Origin of the sequence: Haladaptatus sp. T7, assembly GCF_026008575.1 — an archaeon.
Classification (GTDB): domain Archaea; phylum Halobacteriota; class Halobacteria; order Halobacteriales; family Haladaptataceae; genus Haladaptatus; species Haladaptatus paucihalophilus.
In genome coordinates, this window is sequence record NZ_BROP01000007.1 from 96,162 (window position 1) to 119,268 (window position 23,107).

Consider the following 23,107-nt stretch of genomic DNA (forward strand, 5'->3'; position numbering starts at 1 on the left):
TTCGGGGAACCATTCGGAAACCATGAGCGATCCAAATTACGAAGACGGCGGGTATCGGGCGCAACCGACCGCGATGCTCGGTCGCGGGTCGGTCGTGCTGGCCGTCCTGACGGTGCAGGCCATCGCGTTCGGGACGTTGTACGTCATCGGCCAGCCGACCCTCTACGTCGGCGTCGCGCTCGGGAGCGCGGCGTTGCTGGGCTGGCGCGCGAACGACGGCTGGTTCGGCGTCGCCGCCGCCACGTTCGGCGTCGTCCTCCTGCTGGCGCTCGGGATGCCCCTCGTCATGTTCATCACGCGCCAAAACCCCTCCCTCATCGTCGAGGCGGCGCGTTCCTCTGAAGTCCACACGATGCTGTATCTCACCATCTACGGTCCGCTGCTCGCCACGGTCGCGTCGCTGGTCTTCGGCGTGCCGCTCGCCTACCTCCTCGCGCGCGGCTTTTCCGGGCAGGCAATCGTCGAGAGTCTGGTCGACTTGCCCCTCGTGGTTCCCCACTCGGTCGCCGGAATCCTCATCCTGTTCGGCTTCGGGCGGCGCGGTCTATTCCCGGGCGTGTCGGTGCTGACGACCATCACCGGGATGGTGCTGGCGCTGACGTTCGTGAGCGCGCCGTTCGCGGTCAACACGACCCGCGAGGCGTTCGAAACCATCGATTCTCGACTCGAATACGCCGCCCGGAGTCACGGCGCGACGCCGTTCGAGACCTTCCGGCGGATTCAGATCCCCCTCGCGTACCGGGGCATCCTCACGGGCGGCGTCCTCGCGTGGGCGCGCGGCGTCTCGGAGTTCGGCGCGGTCGCGGTCGTCGCCTACAGCGTGAACTTCTTCTATCCGTTCACCGGCGAGGAAACCGTCGCACAGCACGCTCCGGTGTACATCTTCAACACCTTCACTTCGGCGGGGCTGGCGGACGCGAGCGCCGTCGCGTTCATCCTGCTGGTGATGAGCGCGGGCATCTTCCTCGTCGTTCGACTGCTCACCGACACCGAATCCGGGAGCGTGCTATGAGCTTCGAGCTAGACATCGGCGCGACGTTCACCACACAAGGAACCGACCCGTTCTACCTCGACGCCGAATTCGAAGTCGAGACGGGCGAAACCCTCGTCGTGCTCGGCCCCAGCGGGAGCGGCAAGACGCTTCTGCTCGAAACGATTGCGGGGTATCACGACCACTCGGGGCGCGTCTTCTTCGACGGACGGGACGTGACGGACGACCCGCCGGAGGAGCGGGACTTCGGCTTCGTCTTTCAGGACTACGCGCTCTTCCCGCACCTGACCGTCCGGGAGAACGTCGCGTTCGGCGCGCGATACCACCCGGACGCGCTCGACGCGGAATCGGTCCTCGACGACCTCGGGGTCGCGCACCTCGCCGACCGTCGGCCGCGGACACTCTCCGGCGGGGAAGCCCAGCGCGTCGCGCTGGCGCGCTCGCTCGCCATCCGACCCGAGGCGTTGCTGTTGGACGAACCGCTCTCGGCGCTCGACGTGCCGACCCGCGAGGTGCTCCGCGACGACCTTCAAGACCTCATCGCCGACGTCACCTCGATTTACGTCACCCACAACCGGACGACCGCACGCGCGCTCGCCGACCGCATCGCCATCATGCGAGACGGCCGCATCGTCCAACTCGGCACCGTCGAAGAGGTGTTTCGACGCCCCGCGACACCGTTCGTCGCGTGGTTCACCGGGTCGAATTGCCTTCCCGCGACGGCGTTGTCGGACGAGGTGGTTCCCCAACCGTCCGCGACGCACGTCGCCATCCGACCCGAGTTCGTGGAACTCGACGGCGCGGCGACGAACGCGTCGCTTTCGGCCACCGTCGGTCGCGTCACGCCGCGGGACGGTGACAATCGGGTCACGCTCTCGCTCGGCGACGAGGTGTTGACCGCGTTCAGTTCCCGGTCGCTGTCGCCCGGCGAGACGGTCGCCGTGTCGCTCCCATCGGACCACCGCTGGGCCATCGAGGACGGGAGACCGGAGTAGTCGCCGGTCGGCAGGGAACGTCGCGCTGATGTCGCAGATGCAACCGCTCGTTTCGCGTTTGATAGTATCTTTCAGTACTTATTAGTCGCTTTCAGTAGAAAATAGTGCTCTCCAGCCGCTAATCAGTTTCACAAAATCCAAATCAGTAGTTTCAGTGTGGTTCAGTAGCTTCGTTCCGGCGGTCGAACGTCGGTGCTCGCCGTCGTGAGTTCGCGGTTCGACGCCACGGTCGCCTATCCGTGAACGGCGGCGGCACCCAGAAAGCCGACGCCCACGAATCCGAACACGAGGAGGGCGTAGGTTTTGACGACCGCGGCGTCCTCACCGCCCGGCATGACGACGACGAGGACGGCGGCGAAGCCGAGGAAGAACGCGCCGAAGGCGGCAAGCGCGTAGCGAACCGCCGGGTTGGGACGTTCGAAGTCGCTCGGTTCCGCCGCGACGGCGGCAGCGAACACCCGTTTCGCGTCCGCCGCCGCGTCGGTCGGGATGACGACGAACCGCGGCGTGGTGATGTTCGACGCGCCCGGCGCGTAGGAAAACCAGTGGAGGGTGAGACCGCCGAGACGGAGCCGACGCACGCCCGAGAGTCCGTCGAGCGGAACCTCGCGGCCGCGATAGGTCATCGTCCGCTTCTCGGCGTCGATATCGCCGGTCGATTGGAGCGCCGAGACGAGGACCGCCGGGACCGCGATGAGACCGAACAAGAGGAGGAATCCGAGGACCGTTCCGACGCCCAGCGTTAGCGAGAACGCACCGGCACCGAACAGCGACGCGACGAACAGCCAGTGCGGTTCGAGATGCGACAGTCCCCCGTCCGCTTCGAACAGCGGGCGCAGGTGCGTCAGCCAGACGAAGACGGCGAACAGGAATCCGGCGGCCAGCAGTCCGCGTATCGGGAGGGGGCCCCGCAGGAAAAGCGATGCCGCGACAGCGCCAGCGAACACCCACATCCCGCCGAGGACGCCGAACGAGCAGTAGGACAGCAGCCGAAGGAGACGCGAATCGTCGGGTTCGAACGACCACCCGATTCGGCGCGGCGGGGAAGACATACCTCCGAATTCGCGTCACGAAATCATACGTTTTCGGGTGATTCCGGCGTCAGCTCCCTCGAATCACGTCGCGCCATAGCTCCAGCGCGTCGGCCTGTTCGTCGGGCATGACCTCCAGCACGACGATGCCGTCGTAGTTTTCGTGGAGGGCCGTAATCACGCGCTCCATGTCCATCGTGCCCGTCCCGAACGCCAGTCCGTCCGTGATTTTCGTCCCGTCACAGCAGTGCACGACGGGAATCGAGATGTCGTCCGCGGCGAGGAGTGTTTCCAGTATCGAACGGTACTCCGCCTCGGCCGTGTAGAGGTGTGCGGTGTCGAGGACGAGCGGCCGACCCTCGTCGAGCAGGACGTTCGTCAGGAAATGGCGACTGTGACCCGTCGAGTTCTCGAAGCCGTGCGGGACGGTGATGTCGATGCGGTCGAGGACGTAGCCGAGGTTGCTCAACGGTATCTTCGTCGAGTGGACGACGAGCGTGGCGTCGAGTCGCTCACAGAGGTCGTTTGCGCGCTGGACGTACGCCAGTTCGTCGAGGCCCACGTGCGGCGTGTGCACCGAAACGACATCGACCGGCGCGGCGCGACACGCGGCCGTCGTCTCCTCGATGGCGTCCAAGTCGTCCGTGGTGAGGTGGAGTTCCACCGCGTCGAAGCCGCGCTCGGACGCGGCCCGCAATTCGTCGGCGGTCGGTGGGCATTTCCCGGCGACTATCATCGATACGGCGTAGCACGCGCCGGTCCAAATACGTACCGTGGGATGTGAGGGTTTGGCAAACACGAACTCCCACGCCCGCCCGTGTTTTTGGTTGCGCAGCGAGAAGTTCGCGCTATATGAACGTGTCCGTTCTCGGAACCGGCGGGACGATTGCGAGCACCGACAGCGAAACCGGCGCGGTGCCGACCGAACGGGGAACCGAACTCGTCGAGCGCGTCCCGGCGCTACGCGAGTACGGCGACATCTCGGTCGAACAGGTTGCACAGGTTCCGAGTTACGAGATGACGGCGGAAACGCTCGAACTCGTCGGCGAGCGGGTCGCCGAACTGGACGACGATTCGGGAACCGACGCCATCGTCGTCACGCACGGCACGGACACGATGGCGGAGACGGCCTACTTCCTCGACGCGACCCGTCGTCCGACCACGCCCGTCCTCCTGACCGGCGCGCAACGGCGACCGGACGAACGGAGTTCGGACGGTCCGGCCAACCTCGTCACCGCGTTCGCGGCGGCACGGGCCTTCGCGGACGGCGGACACGGCGGGACCTTCGTCGCCTTCGACGGGGCGGTCCACAGCGCACGGTACGCGACGAAAGTCCACACGTCTGCCCTCGACGCCTTTTCCTCGCCCGGCGTCGGGCCGGTGGCGACCCACGACCGCGAGGGCGTTCGAATCCTCCGTCGGCCGCGGAGCGAAACCGAGCACATTCCGGACGCCTCGCTCGACCCGACCGTCTTCGTCGTCGGGAGCGGTGCCGGAGCGGACGAACGACTGGCGGCGGCCGCGCTCGACGCGGGCGCGGACGGTCTCGTCGTGAACGGCACGGGACTCGGCAACGTCACCGCGAGCCTCGGCGAGTTCGTCGAATCGACGGTCCGAAACGGGACGCCGGTCGTCGTCGCGTCGCGGTGCGTCGCGGGGCGGACGACGCCGGTCTACGGCGGCGCTGGCGGCGGCGAGACGTTGCGGAACGCCGGTGCGATGTTCGCCGGTGACCTGCCCGCCCACAAAGCTCGCCTCAAACTCGCCCTCGCGCTCTCGACGTATTCGGGCGAAAAGGACGGATGCGAGGAGAGTGACGGACGAACAGGGAGCGACGGGGACGACGAGAGCGATGAACACGAGAAACTCCGCGCGCTGTTCGACGGGTGATACGGACCCGATTCGGCCGACTCCGGGTGCTACAGCAGGCTCCAGAAGCGGAAGCCGGGGTTGAGGACGAGAAAGATGATTCCCAGCATGACGGCCGTTTCGAACGTCCCGACGAGGAGGATACGTTTCTCGATGGATTTGAGCCGCGAGGGGTCGGGGGACGGCGCTTGCCCCTCGAAATACACCGTCAGATGCATGCGGTTGGAGACGAGGAGGCCGAACAACCACAGTAACCACCCGAGGACGAACACCCGGAGCATCCACGGGTTGTCGGCGTGCAACAACCCGAACTGCTCCGCGAGGAGACTCCCCGAGAGGACGGTGGTAAAGCTGATGACGAGCATGAACACGACGACCTTGGGAATCACTCGTTGGGTGAACGCCTTGGCTCGCTCGGGACTCGCGGTTCCCAGATACAGGATGAGGGCGGCCGGGAAGACTATCGCCATCCCGAACCAGACGGTCCCGCTCACGATGTGCGCGTACAACAGCAACAACGGGTCGTCGATGAGGACGGTCGCACCTACGACCGAAAGTGGGAGGAGGACGGCGCTCACGAGAAAAGAGAGCGACGACTCTTCGGTTATCTCCCGTATCTGATGGAGGTATGTCGGAGTACTCTGGGACATTGCGGTGCCGACGATTGGTTGAGTAATGTCCATCATTGACTTAACAGTACCGGCATCTGGTCGAAGCTGACGACGCGACGGTTGACGTCGAAGCTGACGAGCCGAGTCGAACGTCCGTTTCTACATTTCGTCCGAGATTATCCATCTATTCCGTATTCTCGGGCGATTCACCGAAATTCTCAAATGAGAATTATGCGTGTTGGCGGGAGACTTTGAGTTACTTCGACGATTCGATTCCCACATCCGAACAGGTAATAATTTGCACAATATTGCAAGATACTTCCAAAAGCATATATTCGCGGATACACTCCGTGTCGGTAATGGTGCCGGGACACTCGTTCGTCCGACCGAACGGCGAGGACGGCCGACTTCCCGTTCGAAACGGTATTTCTCGGCCGGTTTCGACCGGCCGCTCGACGGCGGCGTATCGTACGAAGACTACCTTTACAATGCAGAAGCAACACACCTTTCGGCAATGAAACAACGGAACAAACTACTCTTCGGGGGCATCGGTATCCTCGTCCTCTTTCTCGTTCTCGCGGCGACGACGATGAACGCGACGACGACGTTCGTCACGCCGACGAAGGCCCAGGGCGGGAACTACGACGGCGACTGGGTTAACTTGGAAGGACGCGTGACCGACCTTCATCGGTCGAACGAGCAGGTCGTCTTCGATGTCGTGGATAACAACACCTCGGTGCGGGTGACGTACGACAAGACCATGCCGGAGACGATGCAGAACGGGCGCGTCGTGGTCGCCAAGGGCGTGCTTCGGGATGGAAAACTCGACGCGCGCAAACTCTCCGTTCGCGCCCACGAGGGAACCGACCGCCCCGAGAAATCGAAGTAGCCGCCGGTCGTGAACGCGAATTCGACGGTCGAGAGACGACACCGATGACACGAATAGAAGTCGATGGATTGACCAAGCGATTCGGGCGCTTCACGGCGCTCGACGACGTGAGCTTCGGCGTTTCCGACGGCGAGCGCGTCGGATTGTTCGGTCCGAACGGCGCGGGAAAGACGACGCTGCTTCGCATCCTCGCAACGCTCTCGACGCCGACGGACGGACGGGTTCTGGTCGACGGCCGCGAACTCTCGTCCGACTGGGCGGGCGTCCGGCGACGAATCGGCGTCCTCTCCCACGACACGATGCTCTACGAGGGGTTGACGGCGCGCGAGAACCTCCGACTGCACGCCCGACTCCACGGCGTCGATACCGAGCGGTGCGAACGGGTGTTGGAGTTGGTCGGCCTCAGGTCGGACGGCGAGCGCGACCCGAGCACGTTCTCCCACGGGATGCGAAAGCGGCTTTCGCTGGCCCGCGCCCTGTTGCACGACCCCGACGTGTTGCTGCTCGACGAACCGTACTCCGGACTCGACCGGCGGTCGATGGCCGACTTCGACGGCATCCTCGACGCGGTTGGCGTCGGAACGGTCGTGATGGTGACACACGACCTCGACCGCGGCTTCGCCTTCTGCGACCGCGGCCTCGTTCTCGACGGCGGGAGCGTCCGCAGCGACGTTTCACTGACCGCCCTCGACTCGTCGGACGCGTTCATCGACCGGTACCGGACCGCCATCGGTTTGGAGGCGGACTGAGATGCGGGCGTTCCTGCGGGTCGCCGCCGAGGTCGTCCGGAAGGACCTGCTGGTCGAAGCGCGCTCGAAGCGCGTGCTCAACACGGCGGTCGTGTTCTCTCTCCTCGTCGTCGTCGTCTTCGCGTTCGGCTTCGCACAGACGTTCGTGAACCTCGATACCATCGGCAGCGGGGCGCTCTGGGTGTCGTTCGTCTTCGCCGGGACGTTCGGCGTCATCCAAAGCGCGGTCAGCGAGGAACAGGACGCCGCCCTCGACGGGTTGTTGCTCGCCCCCGTGGACAGGTCGGCCATCTACGTCGGCAAGGTCGTGAGTTCGACCGCCTTCGTCGCGGGCGTGGAACTCCTCACCGTGGGGTTCGTCGTGGTGTTCCTCGATTACTCGCCGCCGGTCGCGGCGGTTCCCGCCCTCGTCGGTATCGTCGTCGCGGCCTCGTTCGGCTTCTCCGCGGCGGGGGTCGTCCTGTCGCTGCTGACCGTGAAGTCACAGCTCAGGGAGCTGTTGCTCCCGATGTTGCTCGTCCCGCTCGTCATCCCGGTGTTGTTGGCCGGGGTGTCGCTCACCCGCGGCCTCACCACCGGCGAGAGTCTCCGGTCGTGGGTCGTCCTGCTGTTGGCGTACGACGGCATCCTCTTTCTCGCCGGGTTCGTGACGTTCGAATACGTGGTCGAAGGATAGGGTTCAGAAGAGGGTTCTGCCGTTCAGAGCGCGCGGTACGCGAGTATTCCGCCGATGACGATGCTCAGGAAGGACAGCACCATGACCACGGTCGGGAAGTCGGTGCCGCCGTTGCCGCCATTGTCGGACCCGCCGTTCGCCGACTGTTGGGCCGTTTTCGGCACGTGAACTCGAATCTCGTCCCCGCTCCGAAGCGCCTTATCGTTCGTCAACATCGAAATCGGGGCCGACCCCGGTCGGAGGTTCGGGGAGTGAGACACCTCCGAGAGGTTGTACCCCTGCAGTACGACCGCGAGACGGTCGGTATCGTGGTCAACCGACTTCCGTATGCTCCGGTTTTCGAGGTCGTATGCGACGCCGATTTGGGCCGTGTCGTTCGCGGCGATGGTGGCGTTGATTATCACGTCCGACCCCCGTCGTGAGAACGTGGTCTGGCGATTACGGAACATCGCACCGGTCGGCGTGGCTCCGTTCGGGAGCGCGACGCGAACCGGACCGACGAACGGCCGGTCGCCGGTGTTGCGGACCGTCAGCGTCTCGACGACGCTCAGGCCGGTGCTGTTCTGCCGTGGCGAAACCTGCATCACGTGACTGGCGGGATTGCCGCCGGAGACGGTGAGCACGCCGTCGTCGTCCGTCGGCGCGCGTTTCACGAACCGGACGTTCGTGGCGTTCGTCCCCGTCGTGACGGTCTTCTTGTAGGGAACGCCCGCCATCCGCATCCACAGCGTGTAGGTCGTGTTCGACTTCAGCGGCCCGACGCTGAACGTTCCGTTTTCGGATGCGTTGACCTGTCCGACGGGCGGGCCGGTCGGACTGGCGACGAGCAACTGGGCGTTCGAGACGGCCGAGCCGTTTTCGCTCACGACGCGTCCCGAGAGGGTCGGTCCCAAGTCGAACGAGATGCCGTCCGTTTCGTTCGTCAGCGCGTAGTGTGCCAGTCCGTCGTGGGAGAGTCGAACGTAGTACAGCGATGCGTTCGTGACGTTCGCGGCGGTGAACGTCCCGTTCGTGACCGTCGCGTTCACCGACTGCCCGGCCCGGCGGTAGTTCTGGTCGAGCGGCGTCACCGTCACCGTGTCGCCGTTTGCCGTTCCGTTCGTAACCGTCGCTGTTCCGGAAATCGATACCGTCGTGTCGCCCGCGCCGCTCGCAAACGGCACTGTCGAGACGCAAGCGAGCAAGACGAGGAGCGATAGTGCGAAGCGTTTCATTGGTGTATCAAATCGTTGTTAGTCGGATGTCGTCGGATCCGTTTTCGATGCGGTCGTCGTCGACCGAAGCGATTCTGCGGTGAGTCCGTGCGTCGGGTCGAACAGGAGTACCAACACCATCCCGCCGAGCAGGAACAGCACGCCGACCCGAATCGGCGTCATCAGCGGGATGCGCTTGACGGTCAGCGATGCCGTCCCGTCGTTGAGCGCGGCGATGACGTACGTGTCTTGGGTGAGTCCGCGGTCGATGAGCACGTCCCGGACCTGCATACCGCCCTGTTTGACGTACCGTCGCTGTCCCACGCTCCCGGCGGCGATTCGGTTACCGTTTCGATAGACGTGGAGGTCCATCGAGCGTTTCTGGACGCGAGTCAGATCGACGGACGCTGGCGGGTTCGATACCGGTCCGACGTTCTGTGCGTCGGTCACGACGACGGCATCGGCTTGCGGCACGTAGTTCCACATGACCGCACCCCGGGCGACGATATCCTCGCCGCGCGAGAGGTCGGCCGAGGTGCCGTTCTGTCCGGTCAGGCCGACCCACACCCCGGAGTTGTCGAGTTGCGCCACGGTCGCCCGCGGCCCTCGTTTGACGTCCGTAACGGTCCCGTACACGGCCTTGATGGTGCCGTTCAACGATGTCCCCTTCGAGAGCACCTGCTGGCTCGACAGCGCGGCCTGCCGCGGGTCGGGATTCTTCGGCAGCGTGGTTTCGTCGTAGCCGACCGCCTGGACGGCGTACGCCGAATCGGGAACTTGATGGACGGACCCGTCAGCGCGAGCATCCTGGATGATGACCGAGGACTGGGCCGTGAAGAGATAGGTGAACGCAAGCGAGACGACGAGTATCGCCACGCCGAGGTGGATGAGCGTGATTCCCGTCTCCTTGAGCTGGAACCGCCGCGGGTTGCCGGGGATGCGCTCTATCGCCCGTTTGACCATGGCGATACAGACGTACGCGGCCGGGGGAACGACCGAGAGCGCGCTCGCACCGCCGACGATGCGGTACACGAGCGCGTCGTTGCCGGACACCGACGCCAGTTGCCACGCCGAAGACGGCTTGACGAACGCCGCCACGACGGTCGCCACGGCGAAGACGCCGAGCGCGACGATGCTCCGGTCGCGCCCTTCGACGTCGAAGTCCATGTAGAAGCCGAGGAGGAGGAGCGCGAGGAGCACGACCGGGTAGCTCCAGAGGTTGTAGTATTTCGGATTCACCTGCACCTCGATGCCGGTCGTGAGGTCGCGGAGGAGGGGGAACGTCAGTCCCCAGATGGAGATGAACGCGAGCGTTCCCAGCACGAGGACGGCGAGGTGAAGCAGGTTCGACCGCGTGACCCACTCGCTCCCGCTCGACCCGTCGTCGTCGGCTTCGAGGAACCAGTACGCGAGCGGGACGACCACGCCGAGAAGCGCCGTGATTCCCATCAGCACGAGCAGGGAGAGGCCGATTCCCTCGGAGGCGAACGAGTGGACGCTCCGGAAGACCCCGCTCCGAACGACCGACGTCGTGTAGATGGCGAGGGCGAACACCGTCGAGGTCATCGCGGGCGCGAGCACCGTGTAGTTGCGCCCGGCGCGGTAGTTCGTGACGGCGTGCAGCGTCGCGGTGAGGAACAGCCACGGGATGAAAATCGCGGTTTCCACGGGGTCCCACGCCCAGATGCCGCCCCATCCCAGCACGGTGTACGACCAGAGCGCGCCGAGGGAGACGGCGGCCGTCAGGAACAGCCACGAGACGCGGAGCCAGCGGAGGACGCTCCCGTACCACTCCTCGAACAGGCCGCCTTGGCCGCGGAGCAACGAGACGAAGTGCGCCGCGCCGATGGCGAACGGGACCGTCAACAGCGCGTAGGCGGTGAACATGACCGGCGGGTGAATCGCCATGTACGGGTCCACGAGGAGCGGGTTGAGACCGCGGCCGGTCGCGGGAACGAACCCGGCGGCCGCGTTCGGGAACTCCTGTGCGATGGTGGTAAAGGGACTCTCGACGACCAGCATTAGGCCGAAGTAGGAGACGATTCCCATCGTGATGGTCTGGACGAGTTTTCTGTTGCGCCCGCGGACGCCGCGGAGCTTCGCCGCCCAGAAGGCGACGATGGAGGCGAGCGCCGCCCACAGCAACACGGACCCCTCGTTGCCCGCGTAGACGCCGGTGAACCGGTACAACAGCGGAAGGAAATCGGTCGTGTTGTTCCAGACGTAGGCGTTCGAGTAGTCGGTCGTGACGAACTGGTAGGTGAGATACAACAGAGCGGTCGTCAGCAGTCCGGCCGTCGTCCCCACGAGCGCCGGGACGTATCCGGCGAACCGTTCCTCGTCGCGGAGGTAGTCCCGTCCCAAGAGCAGCGTGGTGATAGAACTGACGCACAGCGCGAGCAGGAGGAGTATCTGTCCAGGCGTCACTGCTCCGCCCTCCGCTGTGCGCGTTCGAGATAGTCGATGAACGCGTCCTTTTTCGCGTAGCCGTTTATCTTCACGAGGCGGTCGCCTTGCGGCGTAATCGCGACGTGTTGTGGCGGATAGGTCGCATCGTATCGTTGTTTCAACCGCGAGGCTTGGGGGCTGTCGTTGTCGAGGTTGACGGCGACGAGAACGAAATCGTCGAGGTGGTCCCGTACCGCCGGGTCGGAGTACACGTTCTGATTGTAGTCCTCGCAGTACGTACACCACGTCGTCCAGAAGTAGACCAGGATGGGCTTGTCCTCTTCTTTTGCGACGGTTTGCGCGTCGGAGAAGTTGGTGTGCCACTTCGTCCCGCCGTGGTACGAGTAGGACTGGTCACTCAGTACCGGGGCCGCATTCATCGATTGGTAGCCGATTCCCAACAGAGCGGCTAAAAATACGAGCGTCAGTATCTTTCGTGGGGACATCCAACTACCCGCTGTTGGAAACGATTCCGGTTAAATATTGCGTGTTCTTGTAGATATCATTCTATACCTCCGGCGAGCTGCCCGAAGTGATATGTCCGTTATAATGCGAATACTGTACTCTGTTTTCCCAAATCGCCGCACGAAGAACGATAGATTGGTTCACCATTACAAACGTTTAATAGCCCGGGAGGAATACCGGAAAAACACAATACTGTAAGCTATGGACACGACTCTGCAGACAGGTGAACGGGGTACCGAACGGGCGACGACGGGACAGCAGGGAGGACGATGAACCGACGGATCGCAACCGTCTCCCTCGCGTTCGTCCTCGTCTTGGCGGGTTGTACCGCACCCATGCTGTATCAGAAGGACTCCAGCCAGGACGGTGAGCTCAAGCTCCCCGGCGACTGGAGCGGCTTCGACTGGATGGACAAGAATCTTCGAGAGGGGCAGGCCGGTGACGACATGCGGTATCGCAACGCGACCGCCGGACAGCAGGCCGCGTTCGTCCCGAAGAAGATGAACAACTCGACGCTGCCCGAGAACGAGCACCGACGCGAACTCATCAAGTACGGTCGGCAACTGTTCGCGGACACGGCCAACGAGATTCCGAACCAGACCGGCACGAGTCGGATGTCTTGTGCGAACTGTCACGGCGGCGGGTCGCTCCCGACCGCGAACGGCATGGTCGGGCAGGACATCAAGATGATTCCGCTCGTCGGGACGGCCGCGGGCTATCCCGAGTGGACGGGCCGAACGAGCAGAATGCGCGACATGCGCCAGCGCATTCAGGGGTGCTTCCTCCGGAGCATGAACACTGACCCGGAGAACATCCCGGAATACGACAGCCGCGAAATACAGGCGATGGAGTCGTACCTCGTCTGGCTGGCGAAGGGAACGCCTGTCCAGAAGGTTCCGTACTGGCGTCACATCCGCAAGCCCGAGGGAAGCGAGAAGATGCCGATACCCAACGTCAACCCCGTCCGCGGGGCGAAGCTGTACCTCGAAAACTGTGCGTCCTGTCACGGTAAGGACGGACAGGGGTCGAAAGGACAGTATCCGCCGCTGTGGGGACCGGACTCCTACAACGACGGGGCGGGCATGGGCCGAATCTACACCGCATCCGGCTTCATCCGTGAAGCGATGCCGTACGGTTCGGCACACACGGTGAGCGATTGGCGCGACGTCCAAGACATCGCCGGATTCGTCAACGGCCACGACCGTCCGCATCTCGACCGTCAGAACAAGGACTGGTCGGCGGACGGACCGCCGGACGAGGCCGTCTACTACAAGCGCGTGCAGGACCGGTTCGGGTACAACATGAACCCGATGCGCAAGAAGCTCCTCATGGCCGGAATCCCGGTCGGAACGGAGCCGCTCAACAAAGGGGACATCCCGAAGAACACGGACAAGTACCGGAACGCGTTGAACGAGACGTCGATCAACGGCACCGCGAACGCGAGCGCCAGTGGCGCTATCGTCAACGTGTTCGGCGGGTCGAACCGGGACGACCAGCGGGCGTCCTAACGCGGGAATCGTTTCAATTTTACCTCTTTCGGAGCACACGAACGGAACGATGGCAGGAACACCGAGCGTCGTCGCGGTCTTCTTCGCGGGAGTAGTGACCATTCTGACGCCGTGTTGTCTTCCGATGCTTCCCCCGATGCTCGCGGGGAGCGTCGGTCACCGCTTCCGACCGCTGTCGATCGTGTTCGGGAGCATCAGCTCGTTCACCGCCCTCGGCGTGGCGACGGGTTTCTTCGGCGGTCTCTCCCCGGACGCGCTTCGCGGCCCGTTGATGGCGGTGATGATAGCGTTCGGTGCGGTCATGGCGGACGACGACGTTCACGAGGTGTACTCGACGTACGCTTCGAAGGTCGCCGGTCGCGCGACCGAGGCGACCGCGCTCGTGGACGAGCGCGACCACCCCCTCGCCAGCGCGTTCCTGCTCGGACTTCTACTCGGCGTCGTTTGGCTGCCGTGCGTCGGGCCGATTCTCGGCGGGGTGCTGGCGTACGTCGGGACGACCGGCGACGTATCTCGGAGCGCCTCCCTCCTGTTCGTCTACGGACTCGGCTTCTCGGTGCCCCTGCTCGGGGTCGCCTACGGGAGCAAGCGCGGCGGTCGGGCGCTCGCCGACACCGTGATGCGAGGACGGCGACCAGTACAGTTCAGGAAAGTGGCGGGCTACGTTCTCGTCGTGACGGGCGTTGCGATGCTGTTCGACATCGACAAACTCGTCATGTCGTTGCTTGCGTGAGGAACGCTCGCTGAAACGAAACTGATTAGTCGCGGGGGTAAACAATAGTGCATGGTGTAGGCACATGCGCGCAATATCCTCTAAATTGGGCCTTCTCGTTCGATTTTTCGACCGGGTGATGTGGAGCAGGGCAGTCAGGTGGGGGACGTTCATCGCGGGACTCGCCTCTATCGTTCTCGTCTTCGGGTTCGCGTCGAGCACGATGTACGGTATCGAGCACGGTGCGAACCTAATCGCATACTGGCACATCGCGCTGGCGTGGACCAGTTCGGTGGCGCTCGCCACGACGTTCCTTGGGAGCGTCTTCTATCTGCGCTACGAAGGCCGGTTCTGGAACCGCCTCGCGCACAGCGCGGGCGAAATCGGCTTCCTGTTCGCCACGCTGACGCTCATCACCGGCAGCATTTGGGGCAAAGTCATCTGGAACTCGTGGTGGGAGTGGAGCGACGTCCGCCTCGTCACTTTCCTCATCGTGTGGCTCGTGTACGCGGGCTATCTCGTCGTTTACTCCTCGACCGAGAACAGCGACGACGAGCGCTACGCGTCCGTCTACGGCGTCCTCGGGTTCGTGACCGTACCCATCTCCTACGCCGCGACGCGCCTCTGGACGCCGACGTTTCACGAGGCGACCCTCGGGAACGGGAACGTCAGCGCGAACATCGACCCGCTCACCCTCGTCGTCTCGATACTCGCGGTCACGTTCCTGTACGCGTACCTGATGGGCGTCCGAATCAAACTCCACGAGCTAGAAGACAAGGTTCATTGGGGGAACGCACACAACCGATAACCATGGAACCACTACTCATCGCCGGATACGGGGCCATTTTCCTCCTGATATTCGGCTACGTCCTTCGATTGCAGCGGCGACTCGTCTCGCTCGAAAAACGGCTGAGCGACCGGCGATAACGCGACCGGCTATTTTTCGACGGCGATGAATCAGTCGAAGCGGACGGGCGACATCTCGCGGAGCATCGACGATGACTCGCCGCCGACCGCATCCGCGACCGACTGGCCGACGACGGGTGCGCGGGTGATTCCGAGGCCGCTCATCCCGACGGCGAGGTAGTAGTTTTCGGTGGTTCCCTCGCCGACGATGGGGAGTCCGTCCGGCGTGACGGTTCGATACCCGGTCCACGCCGTGTCCCGCCGAAGGTCGTCCGCGTCGAACCCGAGATGGCCCAATAGGTTCCTCGCCCGTTGCTCGAACGCGCCGCCGTCGTCGGGAGTCGCCGTTGTATCGGGATTCGCGTCCTCGTCGTCTCGATAGTCGGTGTTGTAGTGGCCGACGTACACGCCGTTCGAGTAGTCGCGGACGTAGAGGTCGTTTTCGAAGAGCGAGAAGGGAATCTCGACGTCCTCGTCGGTTTCGAAGCCGACGATGGGTCCGGCGGTTCGTCGCAACGGGAGGTCGTCTTTGCCGCCGAGTTCCGGTGCCCACGGTCCGGCGGCGTTCACGACGGCATCGACCGCTATCTCGTCGCCGTCCAGTTCGAGGCCGGTCACGCGGCCCGACTCGGTGTCGAGGTCCGTAACCGTCGTCCCGGTTCGAATCGTCGCGCCCGCAGCCCGCGCTTTCCGGGCGTACAGTTCCGCGACGGCAACGGGGTCGAAGTAGCCGTCCTCGGGCGTGTAAAGCTCCCCGACGGCGCGGTCGTCGTCGTACGGTCCGTCGCCCGACCGCACGGTCGCGTCCACCCCCGCGGCGTCGAGGTCGTCGGCGTACTCCCGATACGTCTCCAGCGTCGATTCCGACCACGCGACGTGACGAAGCCCCGTTCGCGTGTAGTCGAGGTCGCCGTCGTCGATGAACGCCGCGTACTCCTCCCACGCGCGCCGCCGAAGTCGGTGCGCGAACTCGGTCGGCGGGACCGCCTGCCACACGAAGACGGCCATCGACGCCGCCGTCGTCCCCGAGCCGATTTCGTCCCGTTCGAAAAGCGTGACCTCGTGACCGCGGTCGGAGAGGTGGTACGCGCAACTGGTGCCGATGACGCCTCCGCCGATGATGCCGACGTTCATTGCTCTGGCCTGGACGATGGACTCGTAGCTACCTGAGTTTTGTCCGTATCGGTCGGGGCCGAACCGTCGGTACCGCGAGGGACGATAGAACGGAAAACGAACGCTATTTTCGCACCGTCCGCGATGAGAAAGGATATACGTAATACGGTTGAGATTCAGACACGATGGTCCTTCCAGCGTCGGAACCCCCCGCCTCCAAACTGGCGTACTTCGCCAACGCTCCGCTGTTCGTCTTCCTCGCCGTCGTGATGGCGCTGTACGTCGCGGCGAACCTCCTCGTGCTTCACGGGGACGGTATGGAAACGCTCGGTGACGCCGCACAGCAGTTTTTCATCGGTACCGTCGGCGCGTATCTCGGCATCTGCCTCTCGAACCTCGTCTGGGACGCCGCGTTTCGGTGATTCGACGCCGCGTTTGCGCATCGAAGCGTCGTTGCGTCGCTACCCGAACGTGTCCGCGATTTCGGCGAGCGCGTAGAGGATTGCCACGACGGCGACGCCAATCGATATCGTCCCGAACAGTCGGTTCCTCGGGACGACCGTGACCTGCGAAACGAGAAGCAACGCGACCAGAATGACGAGCGCGGCGAGAAGTCGGTCGGTTCTGTCGTTCATGTTTCACAATGTCGTATCGTCGCGTTAAACTATTCGATTGTCCGACACCCCCATCGAACCCATCCCGTGCCAGTCGTGAGGTGTCCGTATCGACGGGGCCAGATAAAACCGGTTAGCGACCGACCGGCCGGTCATCGACCGAGACGCGCTCGCCCGTCTCGGCGGAGCGGTAGATAGCGTCCATGACGCGCTGGGTGGTGAGCGCCTGCTCGATGGTGTTGAACTCGGGTGCCTCGCCCGCCGCGACGGCATCGAGGAACCGCTTGTCGCTGCCGCGCCAGCCGGTGTGGTCGAGCGAGGCGTCGCTGACCGACGATTCGACGAGGTGGTCGGTACCGCGATGGCTTCCCTCCAGCATGGTCAACGTCTCGCCGCCGAGGTCGAGGCGTGCGCCCGCCTCGCTTCCGCGGACGACGAACTCCTGATTGGCCGTTTCGTTGGCCGCCCACGCGACTTCGAGCGAGAGCGTCCGGTCGTCGGCACAGCGGATCAGCGCCGTCGCCGAGTCCTCCACGTCGAACACGGCTTCCTCCGTCGCGTCGTACCAGTCGTCCGGGTCCACGTAGTCGTCGCGGTCGCCGAATCCCATGCGGGTGACGGCGAACACGTCCTCGACCGGCGGGAATCCCATCAGATACAGCGCGAGGTCGATGGCGTGGACGCCGATATCGACCACGACGCCGCCGCCCGAGAGTTCCTCGTTGGTGAACCACGACCCGACGCCGGGAATCCCCCGACTGCGGACGTAGTTTGCCCGCACGTGGCGAATCTCCCCGAAGTAGTCGTCCTTCTGATAGCCCATGAACAACTCCGCCGCGGTCGAGACGCGGTTGTGGAAGTTCACCATGCAAAAGCCGTCGGCCGCTCGTGCGGCCTCGGCCATGCGTTCTGCGCTCTCCAGCGTGTCCGCGAGCGGTTTCTCACAGAACACGTCGTAGCCGTGGTTCAGCGCGGCGACGACGGCCGCTTCGTGGTAGGTGTTGGGCGTGGAAACGGCGACCGCATCGAGGTTCTCCGCCTCGTACATCGCCTCGAACCCTTCGTAGGTGGCCGCGCCGTACGCCGATTCGAATTCGTCGCGCGTCGCGGGGTCGATGTCCGCACCCGCTACCACGTCGTGTCCGAGTTCTTCGGCGTTGGTCGCGTGGGTCTGTCCCATGAATCCCAAGCCGACGACGCCGAGACGAACTGTTGTTTCCTGCATGGCTCCAGAAATGGGCGGGCCGACAAAATAACTACTCCTAATCGGCGAATGTTAGTAGGAAACGTTCTCCGCGCGGAACGTTCAGTCCTGTCGTTCGGAAGAATGCGTCTTCGTTTGTTCGTCCCTGTCGTGGCGCTCCCGGAGGTATCGGAACAGGCGCATGCCGAGGAGCCACTGGAACCACGACAGTTCGAACCGCTGGCGGTCGTATTCCGGGAAACGTCTGTTCTCGGTCATGCTGAAGTTCACGAGCGCGACGAACACGATGCCTCCGAGGGTGTTCCCCATGACGACCGGAACGAAAAAATGCGTGAACACGGAGACGATGCCTTCAGCGCCGACGAACACTAAATAGAGTACTTCGCACGCGCCGACGACGCAGTGAAACAGGTCGGCAATCGGGATGGTTATCATGATGGCGTAGATGATGAGGACCCGCGAAATCGTCTCACGCGCGGCGTGAACCAACCAGACCATGGTGGCGACGAGGCCGCCCGCGAAGACGCCCTTGTAGAAGAGTGCCGTCCACGTCGTTCCCATCGCGTGTTCTCCGAACTGGCGTGCGGTGTCCGCCACTGTGGGGTCGAAAATCCCCGTCCGCGCGAGGAGGTACGCGGTGATTCCCGCACCGATGACGTTCGCCGCGAGGACGATACCCCACAGACGAAGCAGCTGCGGAACGCTCGCGAGTCGCGTCAGGACGAGCGTCACCGGCGTCAGCGTGTTCTCCGTGAAGAGCTGATAGCTCCCGATGACTATCATCACGAACCCGATTGGATACAGGAGGTTTCCCATCCCGACGCTGTTCGGGTACGCGGTCGTCATCGCCGCACGAGCGAGGAACGTCGCACCGACGCTCAACCCGGCGGCGAGACCGCTGAAGAATAACAGCCGGGTACTCCGCTCGATTTCCTCGTCGGCCGTCGCCGTCACTCGCTGGAAGATTTCGTCCGCGGAGAATCGGTCCCTGACGGCTTCCCCGGCGGCGGGTGCGCCTCGCCGGGACCGGTCGATGGTCTCCCGAAGCTCCCGGTTTTCGGGCTGTAACGACTGTTGCACCTCGGTGAGTTCCCCAGCATCCGCTATCGCTTGGATCAGGGGTTCGAACTCGTGTGCGCCGTCGTAGCGCTCTCCGTCGATGAAAAACGTCGGCGTTCCCCTCGCTCCGCTACGGATGCCGCTCTGAAAGTCGTCTTCGACCCGCTCTTCGTACACTCCTCGGTCGAGTTCGTCGGTAAACCGCTCTACGTCCAGTTCGAGTTCCTCGGCGTGGCGTATCAGGTCGCTTCGGGAGAGCGCGTCCTGATTTTGATAGAGGAGGTCGTACATCTCCCAAAAGCGGCCCTGTGCTCCCGCCGCCTCCGCCGCCTCCGCAGCTTTCGGTGCGCGCGGATGTTGCTCCGTCAGCGGAAAATGACGAAAGACGAAACGAACCTGTCTTCCGAGTCGATTTAGAATTCTCCTGACTATCGGATAGAAATCCCCGCAGTACGGACATTCGAAGTCGCCGTATTCGACCACCATAACCGGTGCGTCGTCCGGCCCGCGAACGTGATCACTATCGCTCACCGGTACCGTAAGCGTCCGATTTTCTATTTGGCTCATGTGAAACCCATTCCGTCAGTCGAAGCGAGACCGACTCCCCGGAAACAGTCGCTGTGACAGTGCTAGCGAAGGAACAGGATAACGCTGTCGCCGGTTCGCACGTCGACCGTCGAAATCAAACGGTTGGGTGTGGTTCACAGGACCGACGACCGCTACAGTTCCTCGAACCGCTCGATGGCCATCTCGGTTCCGAGAACGATGAACTCGTCGTCCGATCGCGGAGTGAACGTCGGGTCGATTCCGGTGATGACCTCTCCGTCGCGTTGGACGGCGATTATCGTCGCCCCCGTGGCAGTTCGTACGCGCGAGTCGGCCAGCGTTCGCCCCGCCAATCCCGGTGCGCTGGTTCGAACGACTTCGACCGGCGAGACGGATTGGCGAAACGCATCTTCGCGCAACACGTCCGACGCCACTAATTGGCCGCTGATCCTCGTCAGCGCGAGGACGGAGTCCGCTCCCGCTCGATACAACTTCCGAACGTTATCTGATTCGTTCGCGCCAGCGATGATTTCAACGTTGGGGGTGAGCTTGCGGATGACGAGCGACGTGTACAGCGCCTTCGTGTCGTCGGCGAGCGCGATGACGACGGTGTTCGCCTCCTCGATTCCGACCGACCGCAACGCGTCCGGATCTATAGGACTGCCGACGACGTCCACGTTCGGCCCGTCCGTCTTGTCGAGCGTCTTCACGGGAACGTCGGCGGCCCCGAGTCGTTCTGCGACCGTGTTAGCGACTTCGCCTGACCCGATGAGGACGATGGGTTCACGCCGCTGCTGGCGAACCGCGGATTGTGCGACATCCTCGAGTCGTTTTAGCTGTGCCGGACGACCGACGACGAGCAAGCGCGTGTGTTCGTCAAGCACGGCGTCCGCGGGCAACGGGCTGACGAACGCTCCCTGCTGCCACGCGCCGATGACGCCGACACCCGTCCGCTCGCCGAGCCGGTTGTCGGCCAGCGTCCGGCCCACGAAATCGCTATCGTGTGTGAGGGGTAGCTCGGCGATTTCGAAACTCTCGTGGAGGTCGATGATGTCTGATAGGTTCTCGGAACTCACGCTGCGCGCTCGGTTCGCCAAACTCTTCCCGAGCAGGTGTCGCGGTGACAGCACCTGATTCGCGCCAGCGTAGCGTTGGTACTCGCCCAAGTCCGCGTCGTCGACGATACTGACGACGTGCACGTCGTCGTCCGACTCCCGCGCGGCCAGCACGATGCTCGCGCCGGTTTCGTCCGGTGCATCGGTGATCACCGCGGTGGCGTCCCCTACGTTCGCGGCGTGAAACGTCTCCGGGGACTCCGGGTCGCCGTGGAGCACGGAGTAGTTCGCTTCGTAGAGTTCCGTGGCCGAATCGCGGTCGGATTCGAGGATGACGTACTCCACCTCCCGCGGGACGAACTCGGAGACCAGCGACCGACCTATCTGCGTGTCACCGCAGACGATGACGTGGTTGCTCACGCCGTCGAGCACCGTCGGCGGCGTCATCGCGAGTCGGTTTTCGATGAGCGGGATGATGAACACCGGCAGCGCGGCGAGCAACAGGATGACGCCCGAGACCTGCATGGCAAGGACGAGGATGTTCATTACCGGACTCGTCCACGGCGCGTCCTCGCCGTACCCCGTCGTGGTGAACGTCTCGAATACCATCATTATCGATTGGAGGAACGGCTGCGGTCGTTCCTCGAAGGCGCTCATCCCGAAGTTGTACGCGACGCTGAAGACGAGAACCGAGAGCAACAATCCGAGCAGGTAGTATCTCACGCGCTGTCTCTGTCGTGCCATACCAACCCATACTGCGTTCGTGCGGTTGATGTCGTCGCCGACCGGTGTATCCGGTCCGAAGAGAGCCGACTCGGCGTGAAACCGCTATCGAAGTGTAATCGTGCTGGTCGTTTCGTACCATCCTCGTTCGGTCGTCACCCGAAGGTCGAACGCCACCGCGAGGACGTGCGTTTCTCCGTCTCTGTTCTGGACGACCACGCCTCGACTCGCGGTACATGATCCGAATTGTCGATTCGGGCCGCGCGTCTTCGAGCAGTGGTCCGCCACCCACGCCTGCGCCGCCGACCGGTTGTATTCCACCTGATACACGGTACCCGATTCGACGCGGGACGAGCGGAGCCCGTTCACCGCCGATTCGAGGTCGGTTCGAACCGCGGAGACGGCCGCTTCTCGCCGCTGCCAGCGGTACGATGACGGGATTCCCGTCGCTGCGCCGTGAACTCCGCGCGACAGGACGCGCTGTGCGTTCCCGACGGGAGCGTCGTAATCGCCGCTCGCGGCTACGTCCGCGCTGTAGCCCAGTTGGAGGTAGGCGAACACCGCGGGCGCGAGCGCGACGGCGACCACGGCCGCCGCCGTGAGGACGAGTTGAGCGCGATTTTTCATACGTACCACACCCAGATTGTCACGTCCCCGTTGGTGGTCGTCACCGTCGAAACGCCGACCGGGACGCCGCCCGGTTTTCGATAGCCGACCGAACCGTACGGCGTCTCGACCCGAAACATCAGGTTGTCCGGGAGGATGCGGTCCACGCGAGTCTCCAACGCACTCTTTTCTCGGCGGAACGACTCCTTCGACTCGATTATCTCCGCCAACCGCGTCGCGCCGTGGTGTCGCGGGGCCTCGTGGACGAGCACCGCCCCGGTATCCTTCGCGTACAGGTCGAGTTGCGTTCCGCGCGTGTTCGGCGACGGAACGCCGAACGCGAACCCCATCGTGACGCCGAGGACGAGCACGACGCCGATTCCCGCCTCAACGACGGACAGCGACAGTTGAGCGCGAGACGACCGCGAGCCGTCACGCGGTGTCTCGCTACGTCCCCTACACATCGACCGTCACCGCCAGAACCGCTTTTCGGGTTTTCGCCGGGTAATAGGTGACGTTGACGCTGCCCGTCGGGAGACTACCGTCCGCTTCGAACGAGAATCGAGTCGTCTCGAACCGCGAAAGAGGAACGTGAAACCGCCCGTCGATACCCGACGCGTTCCGCAACACCACCCGACCGTTCGCTCGGACGACACTCACGGTCGTTCCGTCCGGCGGGTGAACGGCGAGCGTCGCGTTCGGCGTGCGGCGTGGGAGGGTAAACTGGGGGTCGCTCGTCGATAACGGGGGCGTCAGCGTCACCGCGCTCCGATTCTCGACGAGGACGATTCGGCGAATCGTCACGCCGCCCGTCGGTGAGCCTCGTTCGGCGACGACGGTTCCGCCGAGGCGAATGCGGACGTCTCGTTCGCCGACCACCGGAAACCACGCCGTCAGCCGACTCGCGTTGAATCCGTCGAGCGTCGTCGCGTTGACGACGTTCGACCGAACCGTCAACGGACTGTCCGCCGAGACGAGTCGCTCGCTCGTCGCCACGGCGGCCCGTCGCGTCGTTGGATTCCTGTCCGCACCGATCAACGCCCTGTCGGCGATGCCGACGCTCAATCCCGTCACCATCGTCAAGATGAGCAGTGCGACCGCCAACGCGGGCAAGTTCATCTGCGCGCGTCCCTTCGATCCGTGT

The 23,107-nt window shown here is 63.9% G+C and carries 25 protein-coding genes; 11 read left to right on the forward strand and 14 right to left on the reverse strand.

The window, feature by feature from the left end; genetic code table 11:
• Nucleotides 1-22 precede the first annotated feature (22 nt).
• Both OPC11_RS17705 and OPC11_RS17710 read left to right on the forward strand, forming a co-directional pair.
• Nucleotides 23-1,012 (forward strand): ABC transporter permease, encoded by a 990-nt coding sequence (locus OPC11_RS17705; RefSeq protein ID WP_264782803.1) that lies wholly within the window; start codon nt 23-25, stop codon nt 1,010-1,012.
• Nucleotides 1,009-1,986, forward strand: a complete 978-nt coding sequence (locus tag OPC11_RS17710; protein WP_264782804.1) for an ABC transporter ATP-binding protein — start codon at nt 1,009-1,011, stop codon at nt 1,984-1,986. Before OPC11_RS17705 ends, OPC11_RS17710 begins: the two co-directional genes overlap by 4 nt.
• A gap of 233 nt (nt 1,987-2,219) precedes the next feature.
• On the opposite strand, the gene OPC11_RS17715 is transcribed toward OPC11_RS17710, so the two are convergent.
• Together OPC11_RS17715 and OPC11_RS17720 are read right to left on the reverse strand one after the other, a co-directional pair.
• Nucleotides 2,220-3,038 (reverse strand): hypothetical protein, encoded by an 819-nt coding sequence (locus OPC11_RS17715; protein ID WP_264782805.1) that lies wholly within the window; start codon nt 3,036-3,038, stop codon nt 2,220-2,222.
• A 49-nt stretch (nt 3,039-3,087) separates the two neighbouring features.
• On the reverse strand, nt 3,088-3,753 hold the full coding sequence (locus OPC11_RS17720; protein ID WP_264782806.1) for a sugar phosphate isomerase/epimerase: 666 nt from the start codon (nt 3,751-3,753) through the stop codon (nt 3,088-3,090).
• Nucleotides 3,754-3,869: 116 nt separating this feature from the next.
• Between OPC11_RS17720 and OPC11_RS17725 the strand changes: the two genes are divergently transcribed.
• On the forward strand, nt 3,870-4,907 hold the full coding sequence (locus OPC11_RS17725; RefSeq protein ID WP_264782807.1) for an asparaginase: 1,038 nt from the start codon (nt 3,870-3,872) through the stop codon (nt 4,905-4,907).
• Nucleotides 4,908-4,936: 29 nt separating this feature from the next.
• Here the strand turns inward: OPC11_RS17725 and OPC11_RS17730 are convergent, their stop codons facing one another.
• Nucleotides 4,937-5,536, reverse strand: coding sequence for a DUF2269 family protein (locus OPC11_RS17730; protein WP_007981916.1), 600 nt, complete (start codon nt 5,534-5,536; stop codon nt 4,937-4,939).
• Nucleotides 5,537-6,011: 475 nt separating this feature from the next.
• Here OPC11_RS17730 and OPC11_RS17735 point away from each other — a divergent pair, with 475 nt between their 5' ends.
• Genes OPC11_RS17735 through OPC11_RS17745 form a run of 3 tightly spaced genes read left to right on the forward strand, consistent with a single transcriptional unit; the run spans nt 6,012 to nt 7,811 of the window.
• The gene (locus OPC11_RS17735) at nt 6,012-6,386 is read left to right on the forward strand and encodes a cytochrome c maturation protein CcmE (RefSeq protein WP_007981912.1); all 375 of its coding nucleotides are present in this window, start codon (nt 6,012-6,014) and stop codon (nt 6,384-6,386) included.
• 44 nt (nt 6,387-6,430) lie between these two features.
• On the forward strand, nt 6,431-7,135 hold the full coding sequence (locus OPC11_RS17740; protein WP_007981910.1) for an ABC transporter ATP-binding protein: 705 nt from the start codon (nt 6,431-6,433) through the stop codon (nt 7,133-7,135).
• Between the two features lies 1 nt (nt 7,136).
• Nucleotides 7,137-7,811 carry a heme exporter protein CcmB gene (locus OPC11_RS17745; RefSeq protein ID WP_007981908.1) on the forward strand — a complete coding sequence of 225 codons (675 nt, stop codon included), beginning with the start codon at nt 7,137-7,139 and terminating at the stop codon, nt 7,809-7,811.
• 23 nt (nt 7,812-7,834) lie between these two features.
• Here the strand turns inward: OPC11_RS17745 and OPC11_RS17750 are convergent, their stop codons facing one another.
• Genes OPC11_RS17750 through OPC11_RS17760 form a run of 3 tightly spaced genes read right to left on the reverse strand, consistent with a single transcriptional unit; the run spans nt 7,835 to nt 11,898 of the window.
• Nucleotides 7,835-9,025 carry a hypothetical protein gene (locus OPC11_RS17750; protein ID WP_264782808.1) on the reverse strand — a complete coding sequence of 397 codons (1,191 nt, stop codon included), beginning with the start codon at nt 9,023-9,025 and terminating at the stop codon, nt 7,835-7,837.
• Between the two features lie 18 nt (nt 9,026-9,043).
• Entirely contained in the window at nt 9,044-11,431 is a 2,388-nt protein-coding gene (ccsA, locus tag OPC11_RS17755) for a cytochrome c biogenesis protein CcsA (RefSeq protein WP_264782809.1), read from the reverse strand.
• The gene (locus OPC11_RS17760; protein ID WP_264782810.1) at nt 11,428-11,898 is read right to left on the reverse strand and encodes a thioredoxin family protein; all 471 of its coding nucleotides are present in this window, start codon (nt 11,896-11,898) and stop codon (nt 11,428-11,430) included. Before OPC11_RS17760 ends, ccsA (OPC11_RS17755) begins: the two co-directional genes overlap by 4 nt.
• A 288-nt stretch (nt 11,899-12,186) precedes the next feature.
• Between OPC11_RS17760 and OPC11_RS17765 the strand changes: the two genes are divergently transcribed.
• The 4 genes from OPC11_RS17765 (at nt 12,187) to OPC11_RS17780 (ending at nt 15,064) form a co-directional block, all read left to right on the forward strand.
• A complete protein-coding gene (locus tag OPC11_RS17765) occupies nt 12,187-13,425 on the forward strand; it encodes a c-type cytochrome (protein ID WP_264782811.1) in 1,239 nt (412 codons plus the stop codon).
• Between the two features lie 49 nt (nt 13,426-13,474).
• Nucleotides 13,475-14,158, forward strand: coding sequence for a cytochrome c biogenesis CcdA family protein (locus tag OPC11_RS17770; RefSeq protein WP_007981899.1), 684 nt, complete (start codon nt 13,475-13,477; stop codon nt 14,156-14,158).
• A 64-nt stretch (nt 14,159-14,222) separates the two neighbouring features.
• The gene (ccsA, locus tag OPC11_RS17775) at nt 14,223-14,945 is read left to right on the forward strand and encodes a cytochrome c biogenesis protein CcsA (RefSeq protein WP_232423815.1); all 723 of its coding nucleotides are present in this window, start codon (nt 14,223-14,225) and stop codon (nt 14,943-14,945) included.
• Between the two features lie 2 nt (nt 14,946-14,947).
• A complete protein-coding gene (locus OPC11_RS17780; RefSeq protein WP_007981894.1) occupies nt 14,948-15,064 on the forward strand; it encodes a CcmD family protein in 117 nt (38 codons plus the stop codon).
• Nucleotides 15,065-15,094: 30 nt separating this feature from the next.
• Here OPC11_RS17780 and OPC11_RS17785 read toward each other — a convergent pair whose 3' ends face one another.
• A complete protein-coding gene (locus tag OPC11_RS17785; protein WP_264782812.1) occupies nt 15,095-16,177 on the reverse strand; it encodes an FAD-dependent oxidoreductase in 1,083 nt (360 codons plus the stop codon).
• A 164-nt stretch (nt 16,178-16,341) separates the two neighbouring features.
• On the opposite strand from OPC11_RS17785, the gene OPC11_RS17790 reads away from it, so the two are divergent.
• Nucleotides 16,342-16,578, forward strand: coding sequence for a hypothetical protein (locus tag OPC11_RS17790; RefSeq protein WP_007981890.1), 237 nt, complete (start codon nt 16,342-16,344; stop codon nt 16,576-16,578).
• A 39-nt stretch (nt 16,579-16,617) separates the two neighbouring features.
• On the opposite strand, the gene OPC11_RS17795 is transcribed toward OPC11_RS17790, so the two are convergent.
• From OPC11_RS17795 to OPC11_RS17825, 7 genes are all read right to left on the reverse strand, one after another.
• The gene (locus OPC11_RS17795) at nt 16,618-16,791 is read right to left on the reverse strand and encodes a hypothetical protein (protein WP_007981888.1); all 174 of its coding nucleotides are present in this window, start codon (nt 16,789-16,791) and stop codon (nt 16,618-16,620) included.
• A gap of 112 nt (nt 16,792-16,903) precedes the next feature.
• Nucleotides 16,904-17,995, reverse strand: coding sequence for a Gfo/Idh/MocA family oxidoreductase (locus OPC11_RS17800; protein ID WP_264782813.1), 1,092 nt, complete (start codon nt 17,993-17,995; stop codon nt 16,904-16,906).
• 81 nt (nt 17,996-18,076) lie between these two features.
• A complete protein-coding gene (locus tag OPC11_RS17805) occupies nt 18,077-19,564 on the reverse strand; it encodes a formate/nitrite transporter family protein (protein ID WP_264782814.1) in 1,488 nt (495 codons plus the stop codon).
• A gap of 188 nt (nt 19,565-19,752) precedes the next feature.
• The gene (locus OPC11_RS17810) at nt 19,753-21,378 is read right to left on the reverse strand and encodes an NAD-binding protein (RefSeq protein ID WP_264782815.1); all 1,626 of its coding nucleotides are present in this window, start codon (nt 21,376-21,378) and stop codon (nt 19,753-19,755) included.
• A gap of 84 nt (nt 21,379-21,462) precedes the next feature.
• Nucleotides 21,463-21,984 carry a hypothetical protein gene (locus OPC11_RS17815; RefSeq protein WP_264782816.1) on the reverse strand — a complete coding sequence of 174 codons (522 nt, stop codon included), beginning with the start codon at nt 21,982-21,984 and terminating at the stop codon, nt 21,463-21,465.
• Nucleotides 21,981-22,427: a hypothetical protein gene (locus OPC11_RS17820; protein ID WP_264782817.1), complete on the reverse strand. Its 447-nt coding sequence runs from the start codon at nt 22,425-22,427 to the stop codon at nt 21,981-21,983. The genes OPC11_RS17815 and OPC11_RS17820 overlap by 4 nt, the downstream gene beginning before the upstream one ends.
• Nucleotides 22,420-23,082, reverse strand: a complete 663-nt coding sequence (locus OPC11_RS17825; RefSeq protein WP_264782818.1) for a hypothetical protein — start codon at nt 23,080-23,082, stop codon at nt 22,420-22,422. The genes OPC11_RS17820 and OPC11_RS17825 overlap by 8 nt, the downstream gene beginning before the upstream one ends.
• Nucleotides 23,083-23,107 lie beyond the last annotated feature (25 nt).

What these genes read in the sequence shown, in the direction of transcription:
- OPC11_RS17725 (WP_264782807.1), top strand. Translation starts at nt 3,870, where the DNA reads ATGAACGTGTCCGTTCTCGGAACCGGCGGGACGATTGCGAGCACCGAC.
- OPC11_RS17705 (WP_264782803.1), top strand. Translation starts at nt 23, where the DNA reads ATGAGCGATCCAAATTACGAAGACGGCGGGTATCGGGCGCAACCGACC.
- OPC11_RS17815 (WP_264782816.1), bottom strand. Translation starts at nt 21,984, where the DNA reads ATGAAAAATCGCGCTCAACTCGTCCTCACGGCGGCGGCCGTGGTCGCC.
- OPC11_RS17795 (WP_007981888.1), bottom strand. Translation starts at nt 16,791, where the DNA reads ATGAACGACAGAACCGACCGACTTCTCGCCGCGCTCGTCATTCTGGTC.
- OPC11_RS17820 (WP_264782817.1), bottom strand. Translation starts at nt 22,427, where the DNA reads ATGTGTAGGGGACGTAGCGAGACACCGCGTGACGGCTCGCGGTCGTCT.
- OPC11_RS17760 (WP_264782810.1), bottom strand. Translation starts at nt 11,898, where the DNA reads ATGTCCCCACGAAAGATACTGACGCTCGTATTTTTAGCCGCTCTGTTG.
- OPC11_RS17770 (WP_007981899.1), top strand. Translation starts at nt 13,475, where the DNA reads ATGGCAGGAACACCGAGCGTCGTCGCGGTCTTCTTCGCGGGAGTAGTG.
- OPC11_RS17750 (WP_264782808.1), bottom strand. Translation starts at nt 9,025, where the DNA reads ATGAAACGCTTCGCACTATCGCTCCTCGTCTTGCTCGCTTGCGTCTCG.
- OPC11_RS17800 (WP_264782813.1), bottom strand. Translation starts at nt 17,995, where the DNA reads ATGCAGGAAACAACAGTTCGTCTCGGCGTCGTCGGCTTGGGATTCATG.
- OPC11_RS17710 (WP_264782804.1), top strand. Translation starts at nt 1,009, where the DNA reads ATGAGCTTCGAGCTAGACATCGGCGCGACGTTCACCACACAAGGAACC.
- OPC11_RS17715 (WP_264782805.1), bottom strand. Translation starts at nt 3,038, where the DNA reads ATGTCTTCCCCGCCGCGCCGAATCGGGTGGTCGTTCGAACCCGACGAT.
- OPC11_RS17720 (WP_264782806.1), bottom strand. Translation starts at nt 3,753, where the DNA reads ATGATAGTCGCCGGGAAATGCCCACCGACCGCCGACGAATTGCGGGCC.
- ccsA (WP_232423815.1), top strand. Translation starts at nt 14,223, where the DNA reads ATGCGCGCAATATCCTCTAAATTGGGCCTTCTCGTTCGATTTTTCGAC.
- OPC11_RS17785 (WP_264782812.1), bottom strand. Translation starts at nt 16,177, where the DNA reads ATGAACGTCGGCATCATCGGCGGAGGCGTCATCGGCACCAGTTGCGCG.
- OPC11_RS17780 (WP_007981894.1), top strand. Translation starts at nt 14,948, where the DNA reads ATGGAACCACTACTCATCGCCGGATACGGGGCCATTTTCCTCCTGATA.
- OPC11_RS17735 (WP_007981912.1), top strand. Translation starts at nt 6,012, where the DNA reads ATGAAACAACGGAACAAACTACTCTTCGGGGGCATCGGTATCCTCGTC.
- OPC11_RS17810 (WP_264782815.1), bottom strand. Translation starts at nt 21,378, where the DNA reads ATGGCACGACAGAGACAGCGCGTGAGATACTACCTGCTCGGATTGTTG.
- OPC11_RS17765 (WP_264782811.1), top strand. Translation starts at nt 12,187, where the DNA reads ATGAACCGACGGATCGCAACCGTCTCCCTCGCGTTCGTCCTCGTCTTG.
- OPC11_RS17745 (WP_007981908.1), top strand. Translation starts at nt 7,137, where the DNA reads ATGCGGGCGTTCCTGCGGGTCGCCGCCGAGGTCGTCCGGAAGGACCTG.
- OPC11_RS17730 (WP_007981916.1), bottom strand. Translation starts at nt 5,536, where the DNA reads ATGTCCCAGAGTACTCCGACATACCTCCATCAGATACGGGAGATAACC.
- OPC11_RS17790 (WP_007981890.1), top strand. Translation starts at nt 16,342, where the DNA reads ATGGTCCTTCCAGCGTCGGAACCCCCCGCCTCCAAACTGGCGTACTTC.
- OPC11_RS17825 (WP_264782818.1), bottom strand. Translation starts at nt 23,082, where the DNA reads ATGAACTTGCCCGCGTTGGCGGTCGCACTGCTCATCTTGACGATGGTG.
- OPC11_RS17740 (WP_007981910.1), top strand. Translation starts at nt 6,431, where the DNA reads ATGACACGAATAGAAGTCGATGGATTGACCAAGCGATTCGGGCGCTTC.